The sequence below is a fragment of the Candidatus Viridilinea mediisalina genome (assembly GCF_002532535.1).
In the GTDB taxonomy this organism is placed as follows: Bacteria; Chloroflexota; Chloroflexia; order Chloroflexales; family Chloroflexaceae; genus Viridilinea; species Viridilinea mediisalina.
In genome coordinates, this window is record NZ_NQWI01000040.1 from 16,496 (window position 1) to 40,986 (window position 24,491).

The 24,491-nt window shown below is 58.6% G+C and carries 21 protein-coding genes; 4 read left to right on the top strand and 17 right to left on the bottom strand.

Annotation, left to right across the window (positions count from 1 at the left end; all coding sequences use genetic code 11):
• Positions 1 to 334: 334 nt before the first annotated feature.
• The 8 genes from CJ255_RS10420 to CJ255_RS10455 form a co-directional block, all read right to left on the bottom strand.
• Complete coding sequence (locus CJ255_RS10420; RefSeq protein ID WP_097644040.1) at positions 335 to 847, bottom strand: zinc ribbon domain-containing protein; 513 nt, start codon at positions 845 to 847, stop codon at positions 335 to 337.
• Between the two features lie 22 nt (positions 848 to 869).
• Complete coding sequence (locus CJ255_RS10425; RefSeq protein ID WP_097644041.1) at positions 870 to 1,196, bottom strand: cyclic-di-AMP receptor; 327 nt, start codon at positions 1,194 to 1,196, stop codon at positions 870 to 872.
• The gene (gene tmk / locus CJ255_RS10430) at positions 1,196 to 1,888 is read right to left on the bottom strand and encodes a dTMP kinase (protein WP_097644042.1); all 693 of its coding nucleotides are present in this window, start codon (positions 1,886 to 1,888) and stop codon (positions 1,196 to 1,198) included. The genes CJ255_RS10425 and tmk overlap by 1 nt, the downstream gene beginning before the upstream one ends.
• A gap of 152 nt (positions 1,889 to 2,040) precedes the next feature.
• Positions 2,041 to 3,729 carry a R3H domain-containing nucleic acid-binding protein gene (locus tag CJ255_RS10435; RefSeq protein ID WP_097644043.1) on the bottom strand — a complete coding sequence of 563 codons (1,689 nt, stop codon included), beginning with the start codon at positions 3,727 to 3,729 and terminating at the stop codon, positions 2,041 to 2,043.
• Entirely contained in the window at positions 3,722 to 4,729 is a 1,008-nt protein-coding gene (locus tag CJ255_RS10440) for a hypothetical protein (RefSeq protein ID WP_097644044.1), read from the bottom strand. Before CJ255_RS10440 ends, CJ255_RS10435 begins: the two co-directional genes overlap by 8 nt.
• A 65-nt stretch (positions 4,730 to 4,794) precedes the next feature.
• Positions 4,795 to 5,367: a pyridoxal 5'-phosphate synthase glutaminase subunit PdxT gene (gene pdxT, locus CJ255_RS10445; protein WP_097644045.1), complete on the bottom strand. Its 573-nt coding sequence runs from the start codon at positions 5,365 to 5,367 to the stop codon at positions 4,795 to 4,797.
• 196 nt (positions 5,368 to 5,563) lie between these two features.
• A complete protein-coding gene (gene pdxS / locus CJ255_RS10450) occupies positions 5,564 to 6,445 on the bottom strand; it encodes a pyridoxal 5'-phosphate synthase lyase subunit PdxS (protein ID WP_097644046.1) in 882 nt (293 codons plus the stop codon).
• Between the two features lie 96 nt (positions 6,446 to 6,541).
• Positions 6,542 to 8,341 carry a histidine kinase N-terminal 7TM domain-containing protein gene (locus CJ255_RS10455; RefSeq protein ID WP_097644047.1) on the bottom strand — a complete coding sequence of 600 codons (1,800 nt, stop codon included), beginning with the start codon at positions 8,339 to 8,341 and terminating at the stop codon, positions 6,542 to 6,544.
• A 276-nt stretch (positions 8,342 to 8,617) separates the two neighbouring features.
• Here CJ255_RS10455 and CJ255_RS10460 point away from each other — a divergent pair, with 276 nt between their 5' ends.
• Both CJ255_RS10460 and CJ255_RS10465 read left to right on the top strand, forming a co-directional pair.
• Positions 8,618 to 8,980 carry a DUF2089 domain-containing protein gene (locus tag CJ255_RS10460; protein WP_097644059.1) on the top strand — a complete coding sequence of 121 codons (363 nt, stop codon included), beginning with the start codon at positions 8,618 to 8,620 and terminating at the stop codon, positions 8,978 to 8,980.
• A 19-nt stretch (positions 8,981 to 8,999) separates the two neighbouring features.
• Positions 9,000 to 10,508, top strand: coding sequence for an SHOCT-like domain-containing protein (locus tag CJ255_RS10465; protein WP_097644048.1), 1,509 nt, complete (start codon positions 9,000 to 9,002; stop codon positions 10,506 to 10,508).
• A 109-nt stretch (positions 10,509 to 10,617) separates the two neighbouring features.
• Here CJ255_RS10465 and CJ255_RS10470 read toward each other — a convergent pair whose 3' ends face one another.
• Positions 10,618 to 11,127, bottom strand: coding sequence for a hypothetical protein (locus CJ255_RS10470; RefSeq protein ID WP_097644049.1), 510 nt, complete (start codon positions 11,125 to 11,127; stop codon positions 10,618 to 10,620).
• 216 nt (positions 11,128 to 11,343) lie between these two features.
• On the opposite strand from CJ255_RS10470, the gene CJ255_RS10475 reads away from it, so the two are divergent.
• Positions 11,344 to 12,042, top strand: coding sequence for a protein DA1 (locus tag CJ255_RS10475; protein WP_097644060.1), 699 nt, complete (start codon positions 11,344 to 11,346; stop codon positions 12,040 to 12,042).
• A 144-nt stretch (positions 12,043 to 12,186) separates the two neighbouring features.
• Here the strand turns inward: CJ255_RS10475 and CJ255_RS10480 are convergent, their stop codons facing one another.
• Both CJ255_RS10480 and CJ255_RS10485 read right to left on the bottom strand, forming a co-directional pair.
• Positions 12,187 to 13,257, bottom strand: coding sequence for a sensor histidine kinase (locus CJ255_RS10480; RefSeq protein ID WP_097644050.1), 1,071 nt, complete (start codon positions 13,255 to 13,257; stop codon positions 12,187 to 12,189).
• Between the two features lie 65 nt (positions 13,258 to 13,322).
• The gene (locus CJ255_RS10485; RefSeq protein WP_097644051.1) at positions 13,323 to 14,081 is read right to left on the bottom strand and encodes a polyprenol monophosphomannose synthase; all 759 of its coding nucleotides are present in this window, start codon (positions 14,079 to 14,081) and stop codon (positions 13,323 to 13,325) included.
• 167 nt (positions 14,082 to 14,248) lie between these two features.
• On the opposite strand from CJ255_RS10485, the gene CJ255_RS10490 reads away from it, so the two are divergent.
• On the top strand, positions 14,249 to 15,784 hold the full coding sequence (locus tag CJ255_RS10490) for a hypothetical protein (RefSeq protein ID WP_097644052.1): 1,536 nt from the start codon (positions 14,249 to 14,251) through the stop codon (positions 15,782 to 15,784).
• Positions 15,785 to 17,387: 1,603 nt separating this feature from the next.
• Here CJ255_RS10490 and CJ255_RS10500 read toward each other — a convergent pair.
• The 6 genes from CJ255_RS10500 to acs form a co-directional block, all read right to left on the bottom strand.
• A complete protein-coding gene (locus CJ255_RS10500; RefSeq protein ID WP_097644053.1) occupies positions 17,388 to 18,401 on the bottom strand; it encodes a 50S ribosomal protein L11 methyltransferase in 1,014 nt (337 codons plus the stop codon).
• A 266-nt stretch (positions 18,402 to 18,667) separates the two neighbouring features.
• Entirely contained in the window at positions 18,668 to 19,366 is a 699-nt protein-coding gene (gene pyrF / locus CJ255_RS10505; RefSeq protein ID WP_097644054.1) for an orotidine-5'-phosphate decarboxylase, read from the bottom strand.
• Between the two features lie 7 nt (positions 19,367 to 19,373).
• Positions 19,374 to 20,426 (bottom strand): quinone-dependent dihydroorotate dehydrogenase, encoded by a 1,053-nt coding sequence (locus tag CJ255_RS10510; RefSeq protein ID WP_097644055.1) that lies wholly within the window; start codon positions 20,424 to 20,426, stop codon positions 19,374 to 19,376.
• A 127-nt stretch (positions 20,427 to 20,553) separates the two neighbouring features.
• Positions 20,554 to 20,889: a hypothetical protein gene (locus CJ255_RS10515; protein ID WP_097644056.1), complete on the bottom strand. Its 336-nt coding sequence runs from the start codon at positions 20,887 to 20,889 to the stop codon at positions 20,554 to 20,556.
• Positions 20,890 to 20,922: 33 nt separating this feature from the next.
• Positions 20,923 to 21,990: a phosphotransacetylase family protein gene (locus CJ255_RS10520; protein WP_097644057.1), complete on the bottom strand. Its 1,068-nt coding sequence runs from the start codon at positions 21,988 to 21,990 to the stop codon at positions 20,923 to 20,925.
• A gap of 39 nt (positions 21,991 to 22,029) precedes the next feature.
• A complete protein-coding gene (acs, locus tag CJ255_RS10525; protein WP_097644058.1) occupies positions 22,030 to 24,120 on the bottom strand; it encodes an acetate--CoA ligase alpha subunit in 2,091 nt (696 codons plus the stop codon).
• Positions 24,121 to 24,491: the final 371 nt, after the last annotated feature.

The following is a 24,491-nucleotide window of genomic DNA, read 5'->3' on the forward strand; positions in this document are numbered from 1 at the left end:
CCCGTCGTAGTGCCGACTTTAGTCGGCATCCGGGGGTTGTCGCGACCTCAGCCGACTAAAGTCGGCACTACACTATGGCGCAACAGGGTAAGGCTACTTCTAGGCAAACCCAAGGCTTTACCGTCGTAGTGCCGACTTTAGTCGGCATCCGGGGGTTGTCGCGACCTCAGCCGACTAAAGTCGGCACTACACTATGGCGCAACAGGGTAAGGCTACTTCTAGGCAAACCCAAGGCTTTACCGTCGTAGTGCCGACTTTAGTCGGCATCCGGGGGTTGTCGCGACCTCAGCCGACTAAAGTCGGCACTACACTATGGCGGCGCAACAGGGTAAGGCTACTTCGATGAGCGCAAGGCTGGGTAGACGGCGCCGGCAATGGTGGGGGCTTGGCGCGAGTTGTTGTTGCTGCCGTCGTCGCCACAGTAGGGGCAGATGCTCCAGGTCAGGTCTACCACGCGCTCACAGCTACCGCACCGCCGCCGCAAATGGGTCTGGCAATGGGGGCAGAGCAGAAAATCGGGTTCAATTGGGCGCTGACATTCAGGGCAGACAAACTTCTCTTCGATGTCGCGCCGCAGATACTCTTGCTCCAATTCACGCTCATACTTTTCGGCGAGCGTCTGGGGGGGGCGCAGAATCAGGTGCAGCAGAATGCCAGCGAAGGGCAGCAGCAGCACCATGCTAACGGCCAACACCTGCACCGAGGTATCTTCGCTGCGCCTACGCACATCACGATAGGCCCAGAGTACCGAAGCGGCCCAAATAAGAATCAGATAAGCCCCTAAAAGAATGAGGCCCACCTGCATCAGAGGTACCAAATTGGCAAGGAGGTCTTGTATTGCTTCCATAGAATTTTCGTTTAAGAACAGGCTACAATTTGGCCATGTCAGCCCTCAGCACAAAAATAGTAGCCCCGCCAACCTGCACTTCTAGGGGGGCAGGCGGGTAGAATTCGCCCGATTCAGCAATCGGCGGCATGGGCGAGACATAGCGGGTGCGGGTTGAGCAGTGTGAGCGCACGGTGCTAATCACATTATCTACTTGGTCGTCGGCGACAATCAACATCAGCGTGAGGTTGCCCTCACGCAAAAAGCCCCCTTGGCTACTCAGCCGGGTCACGCGGTAACCCTCTTCGGTGAGGGCGTCCACGAGAGTAGAGGCGTCTTGATGCTGAACAATGGCAAGCACCAGTTTCATCAGTGCGGCTCCAAGCGGGCAACCCGCTCAAGGATCGGTTCAACGGCAGCGAAGATCTGTTCAGCCAACTGATCGAGTGGCTGTTCAGCCGAGCAGCGCCGCCAGCGCTCAGGGTTGTTACGGATCAACTCGGCAAAGCCCGCTGCAACCCGTTGGTGGTAGGCGAGATCACGGGCATCAAGGCGATTCCATTCGGCGGGCGGGCCACTAGAGGATACCGCTTTGCTCGCTTCACTGCCGCGATCACGGGCCCAGCGCTTGCGTTGCAACCCTGCCTCAACATCAAGATCGAGGTAGAAGGTCAGATCGGGTTGCAGCCCCCCCGTCGCAATCGTCGTTATCGCATGGAGTTCATCAAGATCGCGTCCGAGGCCATAGCCCTGGTAGGCAAAGGTTGAATCGGCGTAGCGGTCACACAGCACAATCCCGCCCGTGTTCAGGTAGGGCCGCACCAACTCACTCACTAACTGCGCCCGTGCCGCCGAAAAGAGGAGCGTCTCGGTTGTCGGGGCCATTTCGGTATGGCGCAGATCAACCAGAATCCGCCGGATCAACTCGCTGATGCGCGTACCGCCCGGTTCGCGGGTCAGAATCACCGGGTAGCCCAGCGCCTGGATCCGCTCATAGAGCAGACGTGCCTGGGTACTCTTCCCGCTCCCTTCCGGCCCCTCGAAGGTGATGAATAGGCCCATGGTTTCGTTTGGTTCAAACCTTGCTTGTCTATTGGTACGCATTATACCCTATGGAATGGGTTTCAGGCTACTTTACAGTTTGGGGGCATTCAGTGCATCCTGATGCCGCAAACCTATTTTCTATTTTCTCGTTTCTGTATCCTTAGCTCTGTCTACCGAAAGATTTTAACACGCCTGTTGGTCTCTTCGCCACGGCTTTCGGAGCGCAGGTTGTAGCGGTCGGCCATTTGGTGCTGGAGTTTGCGGATGTAGCTACTGCGCGGACTCAGTTCGACGGCAAGCTCTTCGCCGTTCATCACCTGGGTGATGGCGCTCTCGACCTCGAGCATGGCTTCTTCAACGATGCTGCTGTCATCGCCGCGCCGTATGCCGCTCATGCCATTCTCAAACTCTAGGTCGCGTAGATTGAAGACCATAGCGAGTTGCCGTTCCATCTGGGTGATGGTGTTGTTGCGCAGTACATAGACCGGGACGCCCTGTTCTTCGGCTTGCCGCAGGCGCTGGGCGCTCTGGCGGTAGTAGTTCTTCAGCGTCATGACGAGGGTCGCGTCTTTCATGTCGCGCACAATTACAGCGGGGACGCGCAGGCGTTCAATGGCGCTTTCGAGGCGGTTGCGACTGACACCAAAGGGGAAGATGCGCTGGGTCGTGGCACTAATCGGGTTGGGGCCGGGGTTGTCGTTGGTTTCAGCGGGGGCGGTGGGACGTTCGCGTAGCCGTGGCCCGGCGGTGCCCATCATCAACTCATTGCGCCCGCCGCGCCCGCTACCCATGCGCTCACGCTGGCCACCATTGCGCCGCCCCAAAGCGGGCGCATCGATCACTTCGCGGCGCACCGCGACCGCCTGAACCTGACCATCAGCATCACGCGAACGCTCTTCGGCGGGGGGCGCTTCGCCGCGCAGGATGGCATCAACCGCAGCCGCTACGTCCCCATAGACGGTCACCCGATCCCAACTCTGGATCTCCACCAGCACATCGAAGGTCGGTGGCGCTTTGCGCTCCAAGACCGTCTTCTGGGTGCCGCGCCGGCGCGCCTCATCGTCACCCAAGGTGACCGCTTGGATGCCACCAACGAGATCGGAGAGGGTCGGATTGACCATCAGGTTGTCGAGGGTATTGCCGTGGGCGGTACCAACCAGTTGCACACCCCGTTCCGCAATGGTACGGGCGGCCATGGCTTCCAACTCGGTGCCGATCTCATCGATCACAATCACTTCGGGCATATGGTTCTCGACCGCCTCAATCATCACGCTGTGTTGTTCAGCGGGGCGCGGCACCTGCATACGGCGCGCCCGTCCGATCCCAGGATGGGGAATATCGCCATCGCCCGCAATCTCATTCGAGGTATCTACAATCACCACGCGCTTGCGCAGATCATCGGCCAGGACGCGGGCCGTCTCGCGCAGCAGGGTCGTCTTGCCGGTACCTGGTTTACCAAGCAGCAGAATGCTATTGCCCGTCTCGACCAGATCGCGGATGATGGTCATCGTCCCAAAGACCGCCCGGCCAACACGGCAAGTCAGGCCGATCACCATACCCTTGCGATTACGGATACCCGAAATACGATGGAGGGTACGGGGAATACCGGCGCGATTATCCTCACCAAACTCGCCGATGCGCCCAATCACCCCATCAATCTCCTCCTGAGTCACTTCGCGTTCACTGAGCAGCAACTCCTGATTGCGATAGCGCGCTTCAGGTTGCCGCCCGAGATCGAGCACAATCTCAAGGAGATCATCGTCATTATGTTCACTCGCTTGGATTGCCGCCGTAATATGGGGTGGCAGAGTCGCAAGGAGCAGGGCAATATCATTGGTACCAATAGGTTGCTCAGGCATAGGGTTTTGCGTCCTCTCTTGGTGTGGCAATGCGACGAGCGGGCACACGCGGTTCGAGGCCAGTCTCTAACGAAGGTGCAAGCAGCATATGGCGCACCGGCACAACCGTGTGCTTCACCAACAACGCCTGCTCACCCAGGGGCTGAAAGCCAAGGTCTTCAGCGGGGGTCAGCAGTTCACCCTGATATTCACGCAACAGCAGATAGACAGGGCGACGATGGTCGCTCAGGCGGGCGAGGCCAAAGCGCAACACATCAACCGCCTGGTCGCGGGCATTAGGGCGCATCATCAGGCTAAAGACGTGGCCTTGGGGCCCACTCGTAAGCCGCAGGTAGCCCGTCAGATCATCATCGGGGCCAAGCACCCACGCGCAGCGTTGCGGCCCAATCCAATCGCCGGTGAGCGGCATAGCCCAATGGCGGGCATTCCGCACCTCAGCCTGTTGCACCGGATGGGGCGTAAGGGCACCATAGAGCTTATGGATGGCCCAGTGGTCGCGCCGCGCCTGCAAGCGCATCGAAGCAAGCGTAGTGCGCTGATCCCAGTCTGGCCCTGAGAGTTGCAAAATGGTGGTATGGGCATAGGTATGAAAGCCAGTCTGCCGAAAAATTTCACGCAGTTCACTATGCTCACGCGGAAGTGCGGCATAGATGCGTTGGACATGGCTGGCGCTGGCATTCTGGCAGATGCGTTCCAGCAGCCAATACCAGACCTCATAGTCACTCGGCATCTGGGCCGAGCGGGTACCGCTGGTCGCCACATAGACCACATCCTGCTCAGGGCGACCATAGCGGCCTTGAGCTTGGATCACGGCAATACCGCTGCAATCTTGGTAGATCGCACTATTCCGCTCGCGCCCATTGCCCTCGAGCATGCAGCGCAAGGCAAACCAAACCGGGCGATGGGCTTGGGCCAGCACCCGTTCGGTATAAAGGATAAAATGGTGACGCGGCTTCCGCCGCAAACCCCAGAGATCGCCCGGGATAACAGAGCGGATCATAATTAGGAGATAGGTTTTAGGAAATAGGAGCTAGGGGGCATGAACCATTGGATCATACACCCCGATTACAACTCCAAAAAATAGCGATGCACCCGATCATCATCGGTCAATTCAGGATGGAACGTGGTTGCCATGAGGCGGCCTTGGCGTGCCGCGACCACCTCGCCATCGGGTAGGGTCGCGAGGGCCTGCACCTTGGGCCCCAGGCTTTCAAAGCGGGGGGCGCGGATGAAGACACCGGGCAGCGGGGTGGGGCCAAGCACGGGGGCATTGATTGGTGCCTCAAAGCTATCGAGTTGGCTCCCAAAGGCATTGCGACGCAGCGTAATGTCCATGAGACCAAGGGTTGGTTGGCCACCGTGTTTGGTATCGCGCAGTTCACGGGCCAAGATAATCGCTCCGGCGCAGGTTCCCCAGATAGCGAGATCGTGACCTGCGCGGGCACGCAGCGGTTCAACGAGCGCATAGCGCGTAAGCAAGCGCCCGATGGTTGTACTCTCACCGCCAGGAATGATCAGGTGACTGACCGCAGCCAACTGCTGGGGCAAGCGCACTTCAAGCGCTTCAATCCCAAAGCGGCGCAAGGTGGCACGATGCTCACGGAAATCGCCCTGTAGAGCGAGAAGGCCAATACTCATATTGGTTATAGGTATCTTTGGGGAAGGTTTCAGAAATGCGGAAGGACTTTACCATCTTGCGAGGATGCGTGAGGCGAAGCGGCGAGGGTTTCGCATCCTCGCGTCTTCGCGTCCTCGCAAACGGTAACGTGGCTACGAACCATCCCATTCCTACTGCAAATGCTAGGAGGAGTCGCGCCCCTCGAAGCGCCCCGCGTCACCAGCCGCGTTGGGCCATCAGTTGTTCAGCGGGAATCTGGTTGATTTCGATGCCAACCATTGCTTCACCGAGGCCCTTACTGACCTTAGCAATAATCGCGGGATCATTGTAGTAGGTGGTCGCCTCGACAATCGCGCGGGCGCGCTGTTGGGGATCGCCGCTCTTGAAGATGCCGGAGCCAACAAAGAGGCCATCCACACCGAGTTGCATCATGAGGGCGGCATCGGCGGGGGTTGCGATGCCACCAGCGGCGAAATTGACCACGGGCAAACTGCCGGTTTCGGCCACTTGGCGTACCAACTCATAGGGAGCTTGGATGTTTTTTGCATAGACGAAGAGTTCATCTTCGTTCATACTCTGGAGGCGGCGCACCTCGCTATAGACCGTGCGGGCGTGGCGGACTGCCTCAACGACATTCCCCGTCCCGGCCTCGCCCTTGGTTCGCAGCATCGCGGCACCCTCGGCAACACGGCGCAAGCCCTCGCCAATATTCTTACAGCCACAGACAAAGGGTATCTGGAACTTATGCTTATTGATATGGTGCTCTTCGTCGGCGGGCGTCAGCACCTCACTCTCATCAATATAGTCAATCCCCAAGGCTTCAAGAATCTGCGCTTCAACAAAATGGCCAATGCGCACCTTCGCCATCACGGGGATCGTCACCGCCTCTTTGATCGCCAGAATCAGCTCAGGGTCGCTCATGCGGGCCACGCCACCTTGGGCGCGAATATCGGCGGGCACCCGTTCGAGGGCCATAACCGCCACCGCACCAGCCTCTTCCGCGATCCGGGCCTGCTCAGGGGTGACCACGTCCATAATCACGCCACCCTTAAGCATCTGGGCCAGGCCTACCCTGGTCTTCCAGGTAGACTTCTCCATACAGGTACACCTCGTCTTTGGGCGCTTACGCAGGGTTGTCTGGTTCTGCCTAAGCGCTTTGCATAACACAGAATATAAGCCATTCTACCACAGGCCCTACGCCTCCGCCACAGGAAAGAGCAGCGTAAGCGAACTACCCACCCCCGGACTACTCTCGACCAAGATGGCACCGTGGTGGCTGCGCATCACACCCATAACCGTTGCCAGCCCAATCCCGCGCCCATACTCTTTAGTTGTAAAAAATGGCTCAAACATACGCTCGCTGGTGGCAGCATCCATGCCACTGCCATCATCGGTAATTCTTAGATAAATAAAGGTGCCCGCATTGATTTTGCGCTCTACCCGATTGTCCACCAATGCAGCAGCGCTATAGCTATCAACCCCAGTGCTAAAGGTGATAGTGCCACCCGCCTTGCCAAGGGCTTCAGCGGCATTACTGATCAGATTGATCACCGCCTGCTGAATCTGGTTGCTGTCCCCTTCAAAGCGCGGTAGATCGTTAGCGAGATCAAATTCGATCTGGATATTACTCTGATGTTTGATCGAGATCTGCAGAATAGTCATCATCTCGGTGAGCAATTGCGAGAGATTGATCGGGCGCAGCATGACACTGCCCTTACCGGCATAGGCTTGGAGTTGGCGGGTCAGATCGGAGGCGCGGCGCGTAGCCCGTTCCGCATCGCCTAAGGGCCCTTGGGCGGGATGCTCTTCGTCCAGATCGAGGCGTGCGAGGTCAAGATTACCAATAATTGACATCAGCAGATTATTAAAATCGTGAGCGATACCACCAGCCAACACCCCCAAACTCTCCAGTTTTTGGGCATGGAGCATCTGGCGTTCAAGGGCGAGCCGTTCGCGTTCAGCCTGGTAACGCACCGTAATATCGTGAAAGACCACAATCTGGCCCAACAACCGGCCCTGCTGGTCGTTCAGCGGAGTGCGAAAGACCTCATAGGCTTGGAGGGGCTCGCTACACCATGCAAACTCCATACGCCCTTCGCCGTGTTCGCTGCAGAAGGCCGCCAATTGGGGCCACGTTGCCAGACTCTGAGCGACGGGCTTGCCAAGTTGGTTCTGCATAGCTGCGCCTAAGAGCCGTTGGGTCGCTTGGTTCAGATCCGAAATACGTCCTTGTTCGTCCAGTACCAACACAGGATTACGCAACGCCTCAAAGAGCGAATTGCGCGCAATTGGATTCAGATCGAACAAGCCAAAACGGAAGAGCCCAATGGCTACCAGCATGCCAGTCGCGGTAAAACCGAAGGGCGAGAGATCAAGGTTAGGCCACGGGCTTGCGCCGCTCAGATAGATCACATTCATGACGAGGGGCATACCTGCCCCCAGCAGCATCAGCGTAACCTGCTGACGATAGAGGCTGGGGGTTTGCAGCCAGAGGCGCAACAAGATCAAGGCCCCAGCGAGGATCACGCCGTAGGAATAGAGCGTATGCAGCCAAAACCAGGGGCCAGGGGTTACGACCAAAAGCGAGAATGTATCATAAAACTCAGGCTTGATCTCGCGGTAGAAGAGCATGTGCCAGCGTTCATTGCTGGCATTGAGCAGCAGGGAGATGCTTGGCATGACAAAGAGTGTGGCGTAGTGCTGCCATCCGATCCGCTTGCCCATGCCACTATAGGAGAGCGTAAAGAGCAACCAGAAGACCGGGATGGTCACAATCCCAACATACTGCACAACGACCCAGCGACGCATCGCGATCACATCGCTACTCGCCAATTCCGCAGCATAGCCCAACGACCAGATGGTCAATGCGCCCATCAACAAGACAAAGATGCGCCCTGCGGCATTGCGTCGTCGTCGCCAGCCCACAAAGGCCAGCACCAGCGAGATAGCAGCCGTAACAATCAGGCTCAGAGCATAGGGGTTCAACGTCATCATCTGCGTCCTAGCGAGGGCGGTTCCATGTGGCGGTAGGCATGTGTCGCTGCTCTATGCCATTGTACACGCTTTGGAGACTGTTGAATCTCCCTATCGTGGTGGCGGCGAAGCCGCCACCACGATAGGGAGGAAGCGTATCCAGCATGCGACATTTCAAAAAACATTAACCCAATGGCAATAATCTACAAAACCATTGACATTTGCCTTGTGATATGGTAATATCTACCAAGGAAATGAAAGATATTACCAGAACGAGTACAAACAATGGAGACAACCATGCACCGACTACTCACCCGTGATCCGGTTAGTGGGGGCGAAATGATCGTGACAAGGCTAGAGTGCCCTGAGAGCGGGATCGTGCTTGAGGGCGAGTTTAGCTTAGGATGGATCGGGCGTCTCACGCCTGAGCAGCTCGATTTTGTCGAACTGCTGCTCAAGAACCGGGGCAATGTTCAGAAGTTGGCAAGCGAACTTGCGGTGGCCTACAACACCGCCCGGGCACGCCTCGATGAGATTGTGAGCGCCTTGGGCGGGCCACTCGACCATGAGGGGCAGCATCCCGAACGACGCCAGATTCTCGACCGCCTCGCGGCGCGTGAGATTAGTGTTGAAGAGGCGATGATCCTGCTGAAGCGCTAGGGTTTTAAGGAGACAAACGATGAGTGAACAATATTTTCCGGCTGGCCCGCAGCCCCGCGTGCGGATTACGCGGCTCCACGGCGATCTGTTGGTTAGCGTGGGTGACGATGAGGGGATACGGGTTGCTGCCGATGCGCTGATCAGTGACCTGTACCAAGAGGACGATGAGGTTGTGATTAGTACGTGTGAGAGCGACCTAGAGCTACAGGTGCCCGCTCGCACTGCGTTGCAGATCGAGCGCTGCGAGGGTAGCGTGCGGATTGCTGATCTGCGGCTGTTGCAACTTGAGCATGTCGCGGGCGATCTGCATGTTGCCGCCCTGCTTGAGCAGCTTGAGGCCGAGCGGATCGCGGGTGATGTGGAGGTGACCTGCGCCACTCCGGGTGAACTGCAACTCAGTTCGGTCGGCGGCGATCTGATCCTCAAGGGTGCCGCCAAGCTTCAGGCTGGCCAGATCGGCGGTGACTGTAGCCTGAGCGGCGCGGAGTTGCAGCGGGTGCAGTTGGGCAACGTAGGCGGCGATCTGAACACAACGGCGCTCGATGAGCTACACGTCGCCAATGTGGGTGGGGATCTGAGTAGCGAACAGATCAATGGGGCGTTGGTGGTGGGTAATGTCGGGGGCGATGTGCGCTTGGGCCGCATTGAGGGTGACCTAGATCTCGGGGCGGTGGGGGGCGATCTGAGCATGGGCTTGCATCTGGCGGATGGGCGACGGGGGCGCACCAATGTGGCGGGCGATGTGCGCCTGAACCTACCTGAGCAGCCCAATCTGCGCCTGCGGGCGCTGGTGATGGGCAAGCTGCGTGGGGTGGACCACCACCACCACAGTGGCGGGCCGCAGCGCCTCGATCTGCACTACGGGACTGGGGCGGCCAGCCTTGATCTCACTGTTGCTGGTGATCTCCGCATCAAGGGCGGTGGCACGGCTGAAGCGCAGCAACTCAACGAAGCCGACACGCTCTGGAGCGAGTTGGGGCGCGAGTTTGGTGAGTTGGGGCGTGAGTTGGGGCGCTTGGGCCGCGAATTGGGCGAAGAGTTGGGCGAAGAGTTGGCGAGCGCCTTTCGTTCAAGCAAAGGCAAGCCAGGCAAGCGGGAAGCCCACCACCGAGCGGACAAGCGGGCTCACCATAAGGAGGCCCGCGCAGCCAAACGCGAAGCGCACCGCGCCAAGCGGGCTCGGCTGCACCTGCGGATCAACGAACACGAATGGCAGCTCGATCCAGAGCGCATCGAGCGCATCAAAGAGCAGGCGCGCCAAGCGGCGGCTAACGGGCTGGCTGGCGCTATTGATGCGGTCGAGCGGGCCATCAGTCGCCTACGCAACCCCGATGCCCCCGATATGCCACCCAGTGGCCCGTCGTCGCGTACCGCAGCGACCGGCCAGACCATCCGCATCGAGCGTGAGCCACCCGATCCAGCCTTGGAAGCCCAGCGTGAACAGGAGCGCGAGAGCATCTTACATATGGTTGCCGAAGGGCGCATCTCGCCAGAGGAGGGTGATGTGCTGCTGGAGGCCTTGGGGTAGCTGGTAGCGCAGTTTTTTACCACAGAGGCACAGAGAACACAGAGGGTTTTTATCCTCTGTGCTCTCTGTGCCTCTGTGGTTCAATCCTCAGCGCCCTCGCGTCTGCTGCTCAGAGATCTGATGGCGATGGCGAGTGGCGCTCCTCAGGCTTTGGGCGGGTGAAGCGCCCAAGCAGCAGCCCCAGCCCCAGGCCAACCCCAAAGCCAAGCAGCGTCGGCAGAATCCAGCCGGTTGGCTCGGAGGGTACCGACTTATGACCCAGGGTGGCCAACTGCTGGCCACTCTGTTCTAGCTGGTCACCGACGCGGTGGGCCAGCTTATTGGCGTCCTTCGCAATGCGGCTGCGGGTCTTATCAAAATCCTTGAGTGCCCGATTGACCTGTTTGCTCGCCTTGTTCGCGGCGTGTTCCAACTCTTTGCGCCGCTTGAGTACCGCATCGCTGAGATCAAGCTCATTGACCCGTTTGGCCAATTGTTCCAGGTTTTGGGCCAACTGCTTGCCCGCTTCGCTCTCTAGGCGATCACGCACCGTATCGGCGAGTTGCGTCACCGCCTCGGATGCACCGCTCTCCAGCGAATCGAGCCCACGCTCCAGACTATTCTTCTTACGCCAAAACATTGAGCACCTCCGATTTGACACTATCCGTATGATGATTTTAGCATAAGGGTCACGTCAAGTGTTGTTGGGGCTACGCCCCAAACTCCGTTTTTTGTTCCGTGTTGGCGGCTTCGCTGCCAACACGGAACAAAAGGAATTGTTAGCGCGAAAAAGTTCTGTGCCGCGACGTTGGCTGAGCCTGTCGAAGCCAACGTCCGCCAGAAGGCTTACCTACCTATGGGCACCAACGCGACATGTGCCGCCTGTGGCGGGCCGTTGTACGAGAGTTACTATACCCTGATTGATCGCCCGGAGCGCTACTGTCAGCAGTGTATTGAGCGGCGCCCGCGCTGTGCGAGCTGTGGTGCGCCATTGGGTGAACAGCATTGGCGCTTGCACGATGGCCGCCAACAGTGTGGCACATGCCATGCTACCGCGATCTACGACCCTGGGGTGGCCCGTACAATCTTTGACGAAACGGTCTCGGCGTTGGTTGCACAATTGGGCCTACGTTTGAACGTAGGGGTGGCCTTTCGCTTGGTGGATGCCCCTACCCTTGAGGAGTTGCGGGCCTCTGGGGGCAAGCGACCGCCCCGTGGGTTTAGCACCTTGGGGCTCTACCAGCGCCGTGGGCATATTCGGGCCATCTACATGCTCTACGGGCTCCCGCGTCTCAGCTTTCGCACCACCGTGGCCCACGAGTATGCCCATGCGTGGCAGGGCGAACGCTGCCCACTGCTGAACGACCCTGAGCTCCGCGAAGGCCACGCCGAATGGGTCGCCTACCACCATCTGCGCTGGCTCGGTTGCCACAAAGCCGCCGAACGCATGCTCGCCAGCCACCACCCCTACCGCCCCGCCCTTGAGCGCCTGCTGGCCCTAGAGCAACAATTGGGCTTAGAGGGGGTTCATGCCTATATGATCAGAGCGGAGTAAGGGATGCCCCTAAGCGGGGGGTTGGGGGAGGCTTCGCCCCACCCAAGAAAACTCTTTTTGTTCCGTGTTGGCGGCGAATTCGCCAACACGAAAGCAACAAAGGTAATTGCCTATTTTCTATATTCTCGTTTCTGTATCCTTACCCTAGGGCAACGGAATGGTGGCCGCCACGCGGGTACCGCGCCCAATGGCGCTCTCGATGCCAAACTCGCCGCGCAGCAAGACCTCGATCTGCTGCCGCATACTCGCAATCCCCATGTTGCGCCGTGCGCTCGCATTCTCAAGCGTGTCGGAGACATGGAAGCCGCTGCCATCGTCTTCTACCAAGATTTGCAGGGTATTGCCCGAAACATCAAGCATCACGCGGGCTTGATTGGCCCCAGAGTGCTTGACGACATTATTGAGTGCTTCTTGGATGAAGCGGAAGATGGTGACTTCATAGTGCCCGGGTAGGCGCTGTTCGAGATTCTGGATCATGAGGTTGATCTCGACCGCACCCTTTTCGTTAAACTGATTCGCATAGCGTCGCAGTGTAGGCACCAGCCCCAAGTCATCCAGCGTCATCGGGCGTAGATCAAAGATGAATTTGCGTGTATCTTGTAGGGTTGCATTGATCGCCGTCTTGAGGCTATTCAACTCAGCGCGGGCTTGGTCTATATCGTGGTCAACGAGACGCTGACAGATCTCGGCACGCAGCACCAGGTTACTCATAGATTGAGCGGGGCCATCGTGCATCTGGAGCGAGATGCGGAGGCGTTCGCTCTCTTGCGACTGAATAATATTGGCCACCATCGTCTCGGTATCCATTTCGGAACCAGCGTTAGCTTCAGGTTTGCCCGCATTACGCAAGAGATCAGCAAGATCGCCTAACAGGCCAACCAGTTGGGCCAGTTGGCCTTGACGGTTGCGTAGCACATCGCGGCGCATCTGCACCTGATCAAGTTGACCACGCATAATTTGGAGGCGCATCTGCACCTCTTGAGCGGTCGTGTAGAAGTTTTTGATCTCGTCTTTACTATAACGTTCAATATTTACTTCAAGATCACGCACCCGGTTCGAGACGGTCAATTCACGTTGCGTGAGTTTTTCGACCTCGCTATTACTCTGGCGCACCAGCGTCTCAACCTCACTCAATTCGCGGCGTGTCCGGTCAAGATCTTCCTGGTAGCCACTCAGCGCCTCATCAAGCTTCTCAAGGATGTCATCGGAAGTCACAGAATTACTCCTCTGGGCATCGTAGTTCCAAAAGGGGGTAAGGGGGAACTTGGTTCCCCCTTATATTACATCAATCCGAGGCGTAGCCGCCACACATTAATTAACGCCTCAAGCACAATTCTGCGCGACATCTTGGAGCGGCCTACGCGGCGGTCGGGGAAGACGATGGGCACTTCGGCGATGCTAAAACCGGCCTTGCGGGTGCGGTAGGCCATTTCGATCTGGAAGGCGTAGCCGTTGGAGCGTACCCGCTTGAGGTCAAGGGTTTCGAGTACGCGCCGTCGGTAGCAGCGGAAGCCGCCGGTCGCATCGGCGACATGGAGGTTCAAGATGAGGCCAGCATAGATATTACCACCACGGCTAATCACCTGGCGTCCAAGGCCCCAATCGGTGGTGCCGCCACCGGGCACATAGCGCGAACCGATCACCAGGTCGGCGCGCGTTTCGGCGGCACTGAGCAGCGCCGGGAGATAGCGCGGATCGTGCGAGAAGTCGGCGTCCATCTCGAAGATAAACTCGGCCCCTTCACTGAGTGCGCGGCGGAAGCCCGCAATATAGGCGCTGCCTAGTCCCATTTTGCCTGGACGGCTGAGTAGGCCTACCCGTGGCTCGTGTTGAGCCAACGCGGCAACGAGGTCACCAGTGCCATCGGGGGAACCATCGTCTACCACGAGGACGCGAAAGCGCGGCCAGACGAGGATCTGGGGAATCAGTTGGCCAATATTCTCAGCTTCGTTGTAGGTTGGAACAACGATGGTGCAGTCAGCTACTGCAAGTGAACTTGTGGTCAGGAAGGTTGGAACGCGGGCCTGTTCGATCTGCATTGCTGCCTCCTATGGGTCGTGGTCGTTGGGAACGACCCGCGTGTGGGCATCGCCATGACGCCCGTAATTGCCTAATGTTATTATAGCCTTGCAGCGAACCAAACGGCTAGGGGTTACAGACAGCCGTTTAGTCCTGTTTCTGGTTAGGAACGCACACTGGATCAACTATGCTCACACGAATCTCTCACAGCTTGCCCGTCCTACGCCTTGAACACCTGTGGGTAATCTTTGCCCTCAGCTTGATTGCCGCTTTCATCAGTATGGCACCAACTGCTCCGTATGATTTTTGGTGGCATTTGCGGGCTGGGGCGCTGATAGGGACAGAGGGCTTGCCAACGACCAATCGTTTTGCTTGGGGCGTACCACCAGAGACGCCGTATGTCTATCAGAGTTGGTTGGGTGAGTGGTTGTTCTTCCAGATCTATCAGCTCGGTGGCTTGCCGTTGGTGGTCTTTACGCGCAACCTCTTGGGCACATTCGCCTTTGCGTTGGTGGCTTACGAGGCGCAACGGCGCAGTGGTTCGTGGCGCTTGGCTGCCCTAGCGGTACTGCTCGCGGGCTTTATGACCATCAATAACTTTAATACACGTACCCAGAATTGGTCGTGGGTGCCTTTCATGCTCACCCTGATCATCTTAGGGCGCTATGTGGATGGTCGCTTAGCCCCACGTTGGCTGGCACTGCTGCCGCTCCTGATGATCTTTTGGGTCAATGCTCATGGCGCATTCATCATGGGCTTGTTGGTGGCTGGGGCGTTTGTGGTGGGCGAAAGCATCAGGCGTCTCTGGCGCGATCCCCATGCGCTGCCGTGGTATCGTCTGCGCCCGCTCTATCTGGCGACCGCAGCATTGCCCTTGGCGATGTTGGTCAATCCCCAGGGTTTTGGTATTTTCACCTACCTGCTGACTCTGTTGAGCGATGCGCCAAGCCAGCAATTGGTGGTTGAGTGGCAATCGCCAACGCCACGCACCCTCGCAGGGGCTGGCTTCTACCTTGGTGTCCTTGCCTTGCTCACCGCTTTTGCACTTGGTCGCCGCCGTCCAACCATCACCGATGTCATCCTGGTCTGCGGTTTGGCCTGGCAGAGTTTCATTGGTATCCGCTATGTGGTCTGGTTTGGCATGGCCGCAATGCCCATTATGGCCCAAAGCCTCGCCGCTCCCCGTTCCTTGCTGAAGCCAAGTGAACGGAGTGCAGCACGCGAGCGTGGCGGCGGTATCTTGGGCAATTGGCTGGTTGTCATCTGCTTGGCCCTGGGTGTACTCGTTCTGCAACCATGGACCAAGCCGTTGTTGCCGTTACCTGCCGAGTATCAGGCGCTCTTTGCGCCTGTGCCGGGTGCGCCACAACTCTTCACTGCTGCGACGCCAGTTGAGGCGGTTGCAGACCTGCGAACTGAACCCTGTCACGGCCCGATCTTCAACGAGATGGGCTATGGCTCCTATATGGCGTGGGCGCTCTATCCGCTGGCCCGCCACTATATCGATCCACGTATCGAGCTCTTTCCCCTTGAACTCTGGGAAGAGTATGTGGCGGTCAGTGATGGGCATGGGGTTGCGGCTTTCCTAGAGCAACATGATATTGCATGTGTTATTCTGGATCGTCCGAAGCAGGCCGGGCTCGCAGCAATCATGCCGACGCTCCCAGGCTGGCAGCAGAGCTTTGCCAATGAGCGCAGTGAAGTCTGGCGACGCGAGGAGTGAGGCGAAGCGGCGAAGCGGCGAAGCGGCGAAGGCTTCGCGTCCTCGCGTCCTCGCGTCCTCGCGTCCTCGCGTCCTCGCGTCCTCGCAAACGGTAAAATGCCTAGAAACCATCCCAATAGCTAAAAAAGTAACACCATGGCTCAACGTACCCTAACCCTTGATCACGTTTGGCTCTTTGCAGGGGTGGCCTTCATTGCCCTGCGCGTTCTGCTTACTCCCATCCAGCCCCACGATTTTTGGTGGCATATGGCTACCGGGCGCATTATTGTCGAGACGGGGGCAATTCCTACGGTTGATAGTTTTTCGTTTACGCAAGCGGGCGAACCTTTCTACAACCAGAGTTGGTTGGCGCAGGTGTTGATGTATCTGCTCTTTAGCCTTGGTGGTGCGCCGCTGCTGATTGTGGTGCAGGCGCTCATGCTGGCTGCCGCCTATGGGCTCTTGTTGCAACTCAGTCTGCGGCGTAGCGGCGCACTGCGCCTTAGTGTCGGTGTGCTGCTGCTTGGCACCCTGCCGGCCTCGTTCGACAACTGGCTGATTCGGCCCCAAAGCTATGCCATTCCACTCTTTATCATCTACCTCTATGTGCTCACCGCCTGGCGCGATCCGCGAGGCCAGCGCGGGAGTGGTCTCTGGCCGCCTCTGCTCTTGTTGCCGCTCCTGGGCAGCCTCTGGGTCAACCTGCACGGCTCGTTCGTGCTAGGCGGAGCTTTGATTGCGCTTACGTTCGTGGGTGAACTGCTACGCCGTTGGTTCAGCCCGCCCGACCCAAGCCCACGTCCGCCCTTGTGGCACCTGATTCCAATTGGCAGCTTGACCGGCATGAGTTGGCTGATCAATCCCACGGGCTGGCAGGTGCTTGGCTATGTGCGCGATCTGCTCAGTAGTTCGCAGGTGACCCAACTGGTGACGGAGTGGGCACCGCCGACGATCCGCACGGCCAATGGGGCGCTCTTTTTTCTCTTTTTGATCGCGGGGATTGTTATTCTGAGCTATGCACGCAAGCGCCCCGATCCGGTGGATATGCTTATTGCCGGGGCGTTGCTCTGGTTGGCCTTGGGGGCTGGGCGCAACAACATCTGGTTTGTGGCGGCAGCCACGCCGCTCTTCACGCGCCAACTGGCCCTATGGCGCGCCGGTGATCGACGCGTGCGCCCAGCCTTCCAGGGACTCCCGTTGCTCAATGGGGTCTTGATTGGGCTGATTGGGTTGCTGCTGCTACTTACCCTACCCTGGATCAAACCGGCATTTGGGCTGCCCCCGGAAGTAGGCAGCCTCATTGCCGTCGAGACCCCCGTGGCCGCAGTTGAGGCGCTGCAGGCCGATGCCGAGCGTCCGCAGCGTCTCTTCCACGCCATGAGCATGGGTAGCTACCTGATCTGGGCTGCCCCGGAGCAGCCCGTCTGGGCCGATCCGCGCATCGAGCTCTACCCCTTCGAGCAGTGGCGCGACTATCAACAACTCTCCGCTGGTATGCAGGTGGAGGCATTGTTGACCGCCTATGAAATTGACGGGCTACTGCTCAGCAATGAGCAGCAGGCGGCCCTCGTGGCTTGGGCCAGCGCCCGCCCTGAGCAGTGGGAGTTGCGCTATGAGGATGCGTTTACGAGCTATTTTGTTGCTCGTTCTCCTCTTTCCTTGTATGCACCAGGGCCACCCATTCGCCCTCTTGGTAGCGGGCCAGTTGTTGCAGGCCGACTGCTTCAAAGGCGGTGTGAACCTCTGGCTCACGGCTATCAATGATCCCGCTGCTAATTAGGATACCGCCGGGGGCTAGTGTGGTCGCAAGGTCGGCGGCGAGGATACAGAGGACACGGGCGATCAGATTGGCGGCAATGAGGTCGAATGTGGTTGTCACAGCGGGCGAGGGGAGGCTTGGATCGGTTGCTGCTTGTGTGTCCTCGTCGCCAAAATTGCCACTGAGCCAGTGGCCCATGCGCGCCCCGGCCCCAAGACTGCCAGTAGCAACATTGACGCTAGTGGCAACATGGTTGAGGCGCACATTCTCGGCGGCAACCTGCGTGGCAACGGGGTCGTTATCGAGGGCCACGACGGGATGGGCACCCAGTTTTGCCAGCGCAATGGCCAAGATGCCCGATCCGGTACCCAAATCGAGCGCCCGTTGACCCGGACGGGCGTGGCGCTCAAGCAGGGCCAGACAGAGGCGCGTCGTGGGATGCAGGCCGGTACCAAAAGCCATACCGGGATCGAGGTGCAGCACAATATCGTCGGGGGCGGCGGTATGTTCAAGCCACGAGGGCACAATGACGATCCGTTGGCCCACGCGCAAGACACTGTAGTGCTGCTTCCACGCATTAGCCCAATCTTCTTCCTCCAGGGCACGCACCTGTAAAGGGCCAATCGGACGCATCTGGCCCAAATGCCAGAGCGCCTGCTCGATGCGCTGGCGCAGTTCCTCGCTCTGAGCATCAAGCGGCAGGTAGGTGCGTAGCGTCGCGGGCCGCGCCGGATCATAGCGAAACTCCGGCCCCTCATCGCCGGGTGTCCATGCCGGTTCGACCACCACGCCGCCGTTATACCCAAAACGCGCCAAAACCTCAGAGACCGCCTCGACAGCCTCGTTATCGGCGCTAACGGAGAGTTCTAACCATGTCATAATGCAGATTGGAGATTGGAGATTGGAGATTGGAGATTGGAGAATATGGCGTCCCAATAAGCTTTAGAAGCTGTCTGAAAAGCCGGGGGACACACGCTGGAGTGCCGGCTTTAGCCGGCTAAAGCCGGCACTCCAACGCCAACCCATAGACTTTTCAGACAGCCTCTTAGCGTTATTGATGATGCAGAATGCCCAACAGTAGTATAGCATGCATAAGGGTGACCAAATCTGAAAGTAACCCCGGTACCCGTACCCCTAAAATGCTATCAGACCCAAAGCTGTTGCGCTGCCGCCACGGGATCATCCGCTGCGGTGAGTGGACGCCCGATGACAAGGTAGTCTGCTCCGGCTGCAAGGGCTGCGCTTGGGGTCATGGTGCGCCGCTGATCGCCGCTGGCTGCCCATGTGGGACGTACCCCCGGTGTGATGATCAGGAACTCGGGGCCACACGCTTGCCTGATGGCTGCGACTTCGTGCGGTGAGGCTACAACGCCATCAAGGCCGCAGCGCTGCGCCAATTGCGCCAACGCTACGACATGGGCCTCCAGTGGCGCAGCAACCCCCAGTTCGTCGCGTAGTGCCAAGGTATCAATGCTGGTCAAGACGGTGACGCCAAGTAACAATGGGCGTTCTGGCGCTGCCGCCGCCGCCTCGACCGCTGCACGGAGCATTGCCGCTCCGCCTTGGCAGTGCAGCGTGAGCATGCCTATGCCAGCCCCGAGCCCACAGACTGAACGCACCGCCCCGGCGACGGTGTTGGGGATGTCGTGTAGCTTCAGGTCGAGAAAGAGTTTCCCGCCTGCTGCCGCGACCTGCGTCACCACTTCGGGTACCCCCACCGCTGTGCAGAGTTCTAAGCCAACCTTGAAGCCGCCCACATACGGGCGCAGTTGTTTGACCAGCACAAGCGCCTCGTCAAGCGTCGGCGTGTCGAGGGCCACGAGGATGCGATCTTGTTGTTTCATTGTTTTGCTACCTTATGCCTCGCAGAATCTGCCCTGGTAAGCTTGGCCCCGCGTAGACCAGGCCGGTATAGATTTGCAGCAGGCTGGCGCCCGCTTCGAGCATCTGTTGTGCATCAGCAGGGCTGGCGATACCGCCGACCCCAATGATCGGCATGCGCCCTGCCGTTTCACGGGCGATCAGGCGTACCACCTCAAGCGCCCGGGCTTGCAGTGGACGCCCACTGAGCCCGCCGGTCTCGGCGGCGAGTGCGGCGGGCGTGCCTTGCAACCTGTGGCGTTCAAGGGTTGTATTGACCGCAATCAGCCCGGCGACCGCGTGGTCACTACAGACGGTCAGCAATTCACCAATGGCGTTATCGCTGAGATCGGGGGCCAACTTGACCAAAAGCGGACGCGGCTGGGTCTCACGGGCGGCGGCCAGCACACGATTTTCACGCTGCAACGTGGCCAACAGGCCCGCCAGGTGTTCCCGATCTTGCAACGCCCGCAGCCCAGGCGTATTGGGTGAACTGACGTTGATCGCAATGTAACCCGCATAATCAAAGAGCGCCCGCAACGAAGCCACATAGTCTTCTACAGTCGCTTCGGGAGCAGCGGCCTTCGACTTGCCAATACTGATGCCCAACGGAATAGGCAGCGGCGGGGCTTTTGCAAGGCGTTGGGCCAACGCACTGGCCCCCTGATTGTTGAAGCCCATCCGGTTGATAATCGCCCCATCGCGGGTCAGCCGAAAGAGGCGCGGACGCGGATTACCCGGCTGCGGCTGCCAGGTTACCGTTCCCACCTCAACAAAGCCAAAGCCGAGCGCCGCCCACGCTGGTAGAGCCGTGCCATCCTTATCCATCCCGGCTGCCAAGCCAAGTGGATTGGGAAAGCGCAAGCCAAAGAGGTGGCGCACCAACTCCGGGTGGCTATAGGCAAAGAGCCGCTCCGTCGTTGCGCGTAGCACCCGCATCTGGCCCACACGTGCCAGCATCCGCAACGTCTGCTCGTGGGCCGTCTCCGCATCGCCCCGGTAGAGCCGAAAGATGATCGGACGTAGAAGATATTGGTAGATCATAGAGAAGGTTTTGCGGAAGGTCGCTTGACAACCTTGCGAGGATGCGTGAGGCGAAGCAGCGATGGCTTCGCCTCACGCATCCTCGCGCCCTCGCAAACGGTGAAGTCGTTACGAACCATCCAATCCATTAAAAAGGCTCCACCCCTGCTTCGGAGAGACTCTCGGCGAGGCGGGTGAGATCGCCGACGGTACGTAGACGCCCCACCCGCTCCAAGAAGCGGCGGCGGTCGCCATCTTCAGCCATGACGGTACGCTCAAGGTACTGGCGCAGGTAGATTTGCAACACCTCAAGCTGCGCGGCGTTCAACGGCTCACCGCGCATATAGACCTCCACCGCCGCCCCAAGGGTCCCGGTGGTCTCCTCCATCCAAAAGCGCGGCGGACGTTCAACCCCAAAGGGATACGGGTAGTCGGCATTTTCGCCAAAGACCAAGGGGCCAATGGTTTCAGTTTCTTGGTTCATAGTTGCTCTAGTAATTTGGGGGCGGCGCAGCCGTTACCCCGGAAGGCCCAAGGCCTCATAGAGGCGATCATAGGCAAAACAGGTATCCATCAACTCTGCGAAGCGCTGCAACTTGGCGTCTTGGTGGAAGCGCACCCGCCCGAAGAGGCGTTCGGCGCGATCCACCGTTGCGAGGGTATCGTCGGGTACCAGAATGATCGGCACCTCCTTCTCCTCGGCGCGGTCAATCACCTGGGGGGAAGGGCGGAAATTGCCGGTAAGCACAAGGACATTGGTGCTGGTTTCGAGCGCGGCGAGCTGCAGATCGCTGCGGTCGCCGCCGGTAATCACCGCTTTGTTGGCGCGACGGCGGAAGAAGGAGAGGCTCGCGTCGGCCCCCATGGCCCCAATCATCAGCGTCTCGACCGTGTGGTTACACCAAGCCCGTTGGCCAATCAATTGGCCACCCAGATGATCGAGCAGTTCTGCGATGCTAATCCCGGCCAGCATCGGGTCACGCGGCAACAGACCAAAGACAGGAATGCCGCGCCCTTCCAAGTAGGGAACCACCCGCTGCTGCACAAACTCAAGCTGTGCTTCTTCGATCTGGTTGATCAACACCCCGAGCAAGCGGTCGCCAATGTAGCGCTGCACCGACAGAATATTATCCACATTGATCGTTGAGCCATACTGCGAAACCAACAGAACCGGAGCTTGCAGCAAATCAGTAACCTGATCTGATGTGAGATTTACCAACGAACCTTCTGACCACGTATTGGTACCTTCAAGCACCACAATATCTTTATTGCGCGAAACCGCAAGGTAGGCATCGCGCAGTGTCCGAGTATAGCTGGCAGACTGACCGCGCAGGATGGCCTCAACGACACTAGGCGTAATCAACACGGGCGCAATCTTTTCAATCGGCGCTTCAAGGCCAATCGTCTCGCGGATAAAGGTGGCATCCTCATCCACTACAGCGCCCGGTGTATGGGCGACTGACACGCTCACCGGCTTCATATAGCCCACATGAAAGCCATCGCGCTGCATACGACGCAGCAGGCCAATGCAGACCGCACTCTTACCGACGAACGTCTCCGTTGACGCAACATAGAGCGTAGCCATGGACGCCTCCCTGGGGCAACGTGGCGCGGCGTATAGCCGCTACTGCAAAATAATACGGGCATCGAGGACAACAGCGCCCTCGCCCTGGCGATGAACCACTAGAGGATTAATCTCTAATTCAACGATTTCGGGCAACTCACTAGCCAACTGACTCACACGTAGGATCACATCTTCAATCGCGGCCACATCGGCGAATGGCCCGCCATCAGCGCCGCGCAGCAGCGGAAAAGCTCGGAGGGCGCGGATCTGATCATAGACATCCTGTTCACTCAGAGGCGCTAGGCCAAACGTAATGTCCTTCAACACTTCCACATAGATACCGCAGAGTGCCGTAGCAATCAAGGGGCCAAATTGGGGGTCGCGGCTCATTGAGATCTGCAGATCGCGTCCTGGGCGCACCATCTCTTGCACATAGACCCCATTGATCCGAGCGCCAGGCCAATATTTACGCGCCCGATAGTCAATCAACTCGAAGCTATCACGGGCCGCTTCGTCATCGGCAACCCCAACCCGCACCGCGCCAATGGCGCTCTTGAGCAGAATATCATGGCTGGCGATCTTCATCACAATGGGGAAGCCGAGTTGCATGCCGAGATGGGCTGCTTCATCGGGGGAACGGGCCAAGCGACTCTCTGGGATGCGTAAACCATAGGCAGCCAAGACGAGCCGGACTTCGCCTTCACTCAATTCTACGCGCCCACTTGCACGTACCTGGGTCAAGACATGGCGCACCTCTTTCAGATTGACTGGCACATGGCGATAGTTGGGCGGGGGGCGGCGCGAGCGTTCAACATAGTCATACATTGAAGCCAGTGATTGCACCGCCCGTTCGGGAAAGGTATAGCTCGGAATAGCGTTCCGGTTGAGCGCGGCGAGGGCTGGCCCAATGCTGTAGCCGCCCATAAAACTGGCCACCACCGGCTTATCCGAGCGTGCCGCAAGTGTAGCAATAATCTCAGCCGTCTCGACCAACTCGGTCTGGGCTTGGGGGGTTAAGACCACAATCAAGCCATCCACATTGGGATCAGCCAGCGCCGCCTCAACCCCCAAGCCATAGAGGTCGTGGCGCGCATCGCCCAGCAGATCAATCGGGTTGTAGGCGCTACCCGAAGGGGGCAACGCACGTTGCAAGCGCTCAATCGTCGCTTGGCTCAGGCTCGCCATCGCCAAACCGCTCCGCTCCACAGCATCAGCGGCAATGATGCCCATGCCCCCCGAATTGGTCAGAATCGCCACCCGATTGCCCTTAATCAGCGGTTGGTAAGCAAAGAGCATCGCCAGATCGAACAACTCACTCACCGTATGGGCACGAATGATGCCACTCTGCGCGAACGCCGCCTCATAGGCTTGCTCTGAACCGGCCAGCGAGCCGGTATGGTGCGAAGCTGCCAACGAACCAGCAGCGGTCGTACCGCTCTTAATCGCCACCACCGGCGTCGTGCGCGTCACCTCACGGGCAGCCGCAATAAAGGCCGGGCCATCATTAATATCCTCCAAGTAGGCCAAGACAACCTTACTACGCGGATTATTGCCCCAAGCGCGCAGCAGCACCACCTCATCAATATCGGTCTTATTGCCGAGCGAGACAAAATGGGAAAAGCCGACCCCACGGCTCTTACTCCAATCGAGGATAGCCGTGCAGATCGCCCCCGACTGCGACATCAGGGCAATATTGCCCGCATCGGGCATAATGGCGGCGAACGACGCATTGAGCCGACTGTGGGTATCAATCACCCCCAGGCTATTGGGGCCAAGCATACGCATCCCATAGGCGCGCACCTTCGCCAACAACTGGCGTTCTACCTCACGACCTTCGCCGCCCACCTCTTTGAAGCCGGCGGAGATCACCACAAGCCCCTTCACCCCCTTCTGACCACACTCGTCCACCACATGCAACACCTGCCGGGCGGGAACAGCAACCACTGCTAGTTCCACAGCATCAGGTACCGCCAGCACACTCCCATAGGCCCGACGGCCTAACACCTCCCGCGCCTTGGGATGAATCGGAAAGATCGGGCCGGCATAGCCGTGCTCGATCAGATTACGCAACACCGCATGGCCCAGGCGACTCGGATCAGGAGAGGCACCGACCACGGCGACCGATTGGGGGGCAAAGATCTCCGCGAGCATCCTCTCTCCTTATTACTGCGCTCTCATCATACCCGATAGGGCCACGAGACGCAAAAATAGATGCGGCGGTAATGGTTCAGAGTTGGGGTAAAACATCCGCTGGTGCCATAAGTGGTCTGGGAAATAAGTTTTCTGACCTTTTGTCGCCCTGAGCGGAGCGAAGGGTCTTTTTCATCAGAACGGGAAAGATGCTTCGCTGCGCTCAGTATGACAAAGCCGATGGAATAGCGGAAAACTTAATTCACAGACTAATAAGTAGTGCCGACTTATGGTCTTCCAGAAATTAATCCGGTTTCGCGGCACGGACTAGACCTGATAGATATGCCAGATCTGCGAGGTCTGGTTAGCGGATTATTTACTGGAAGACCATT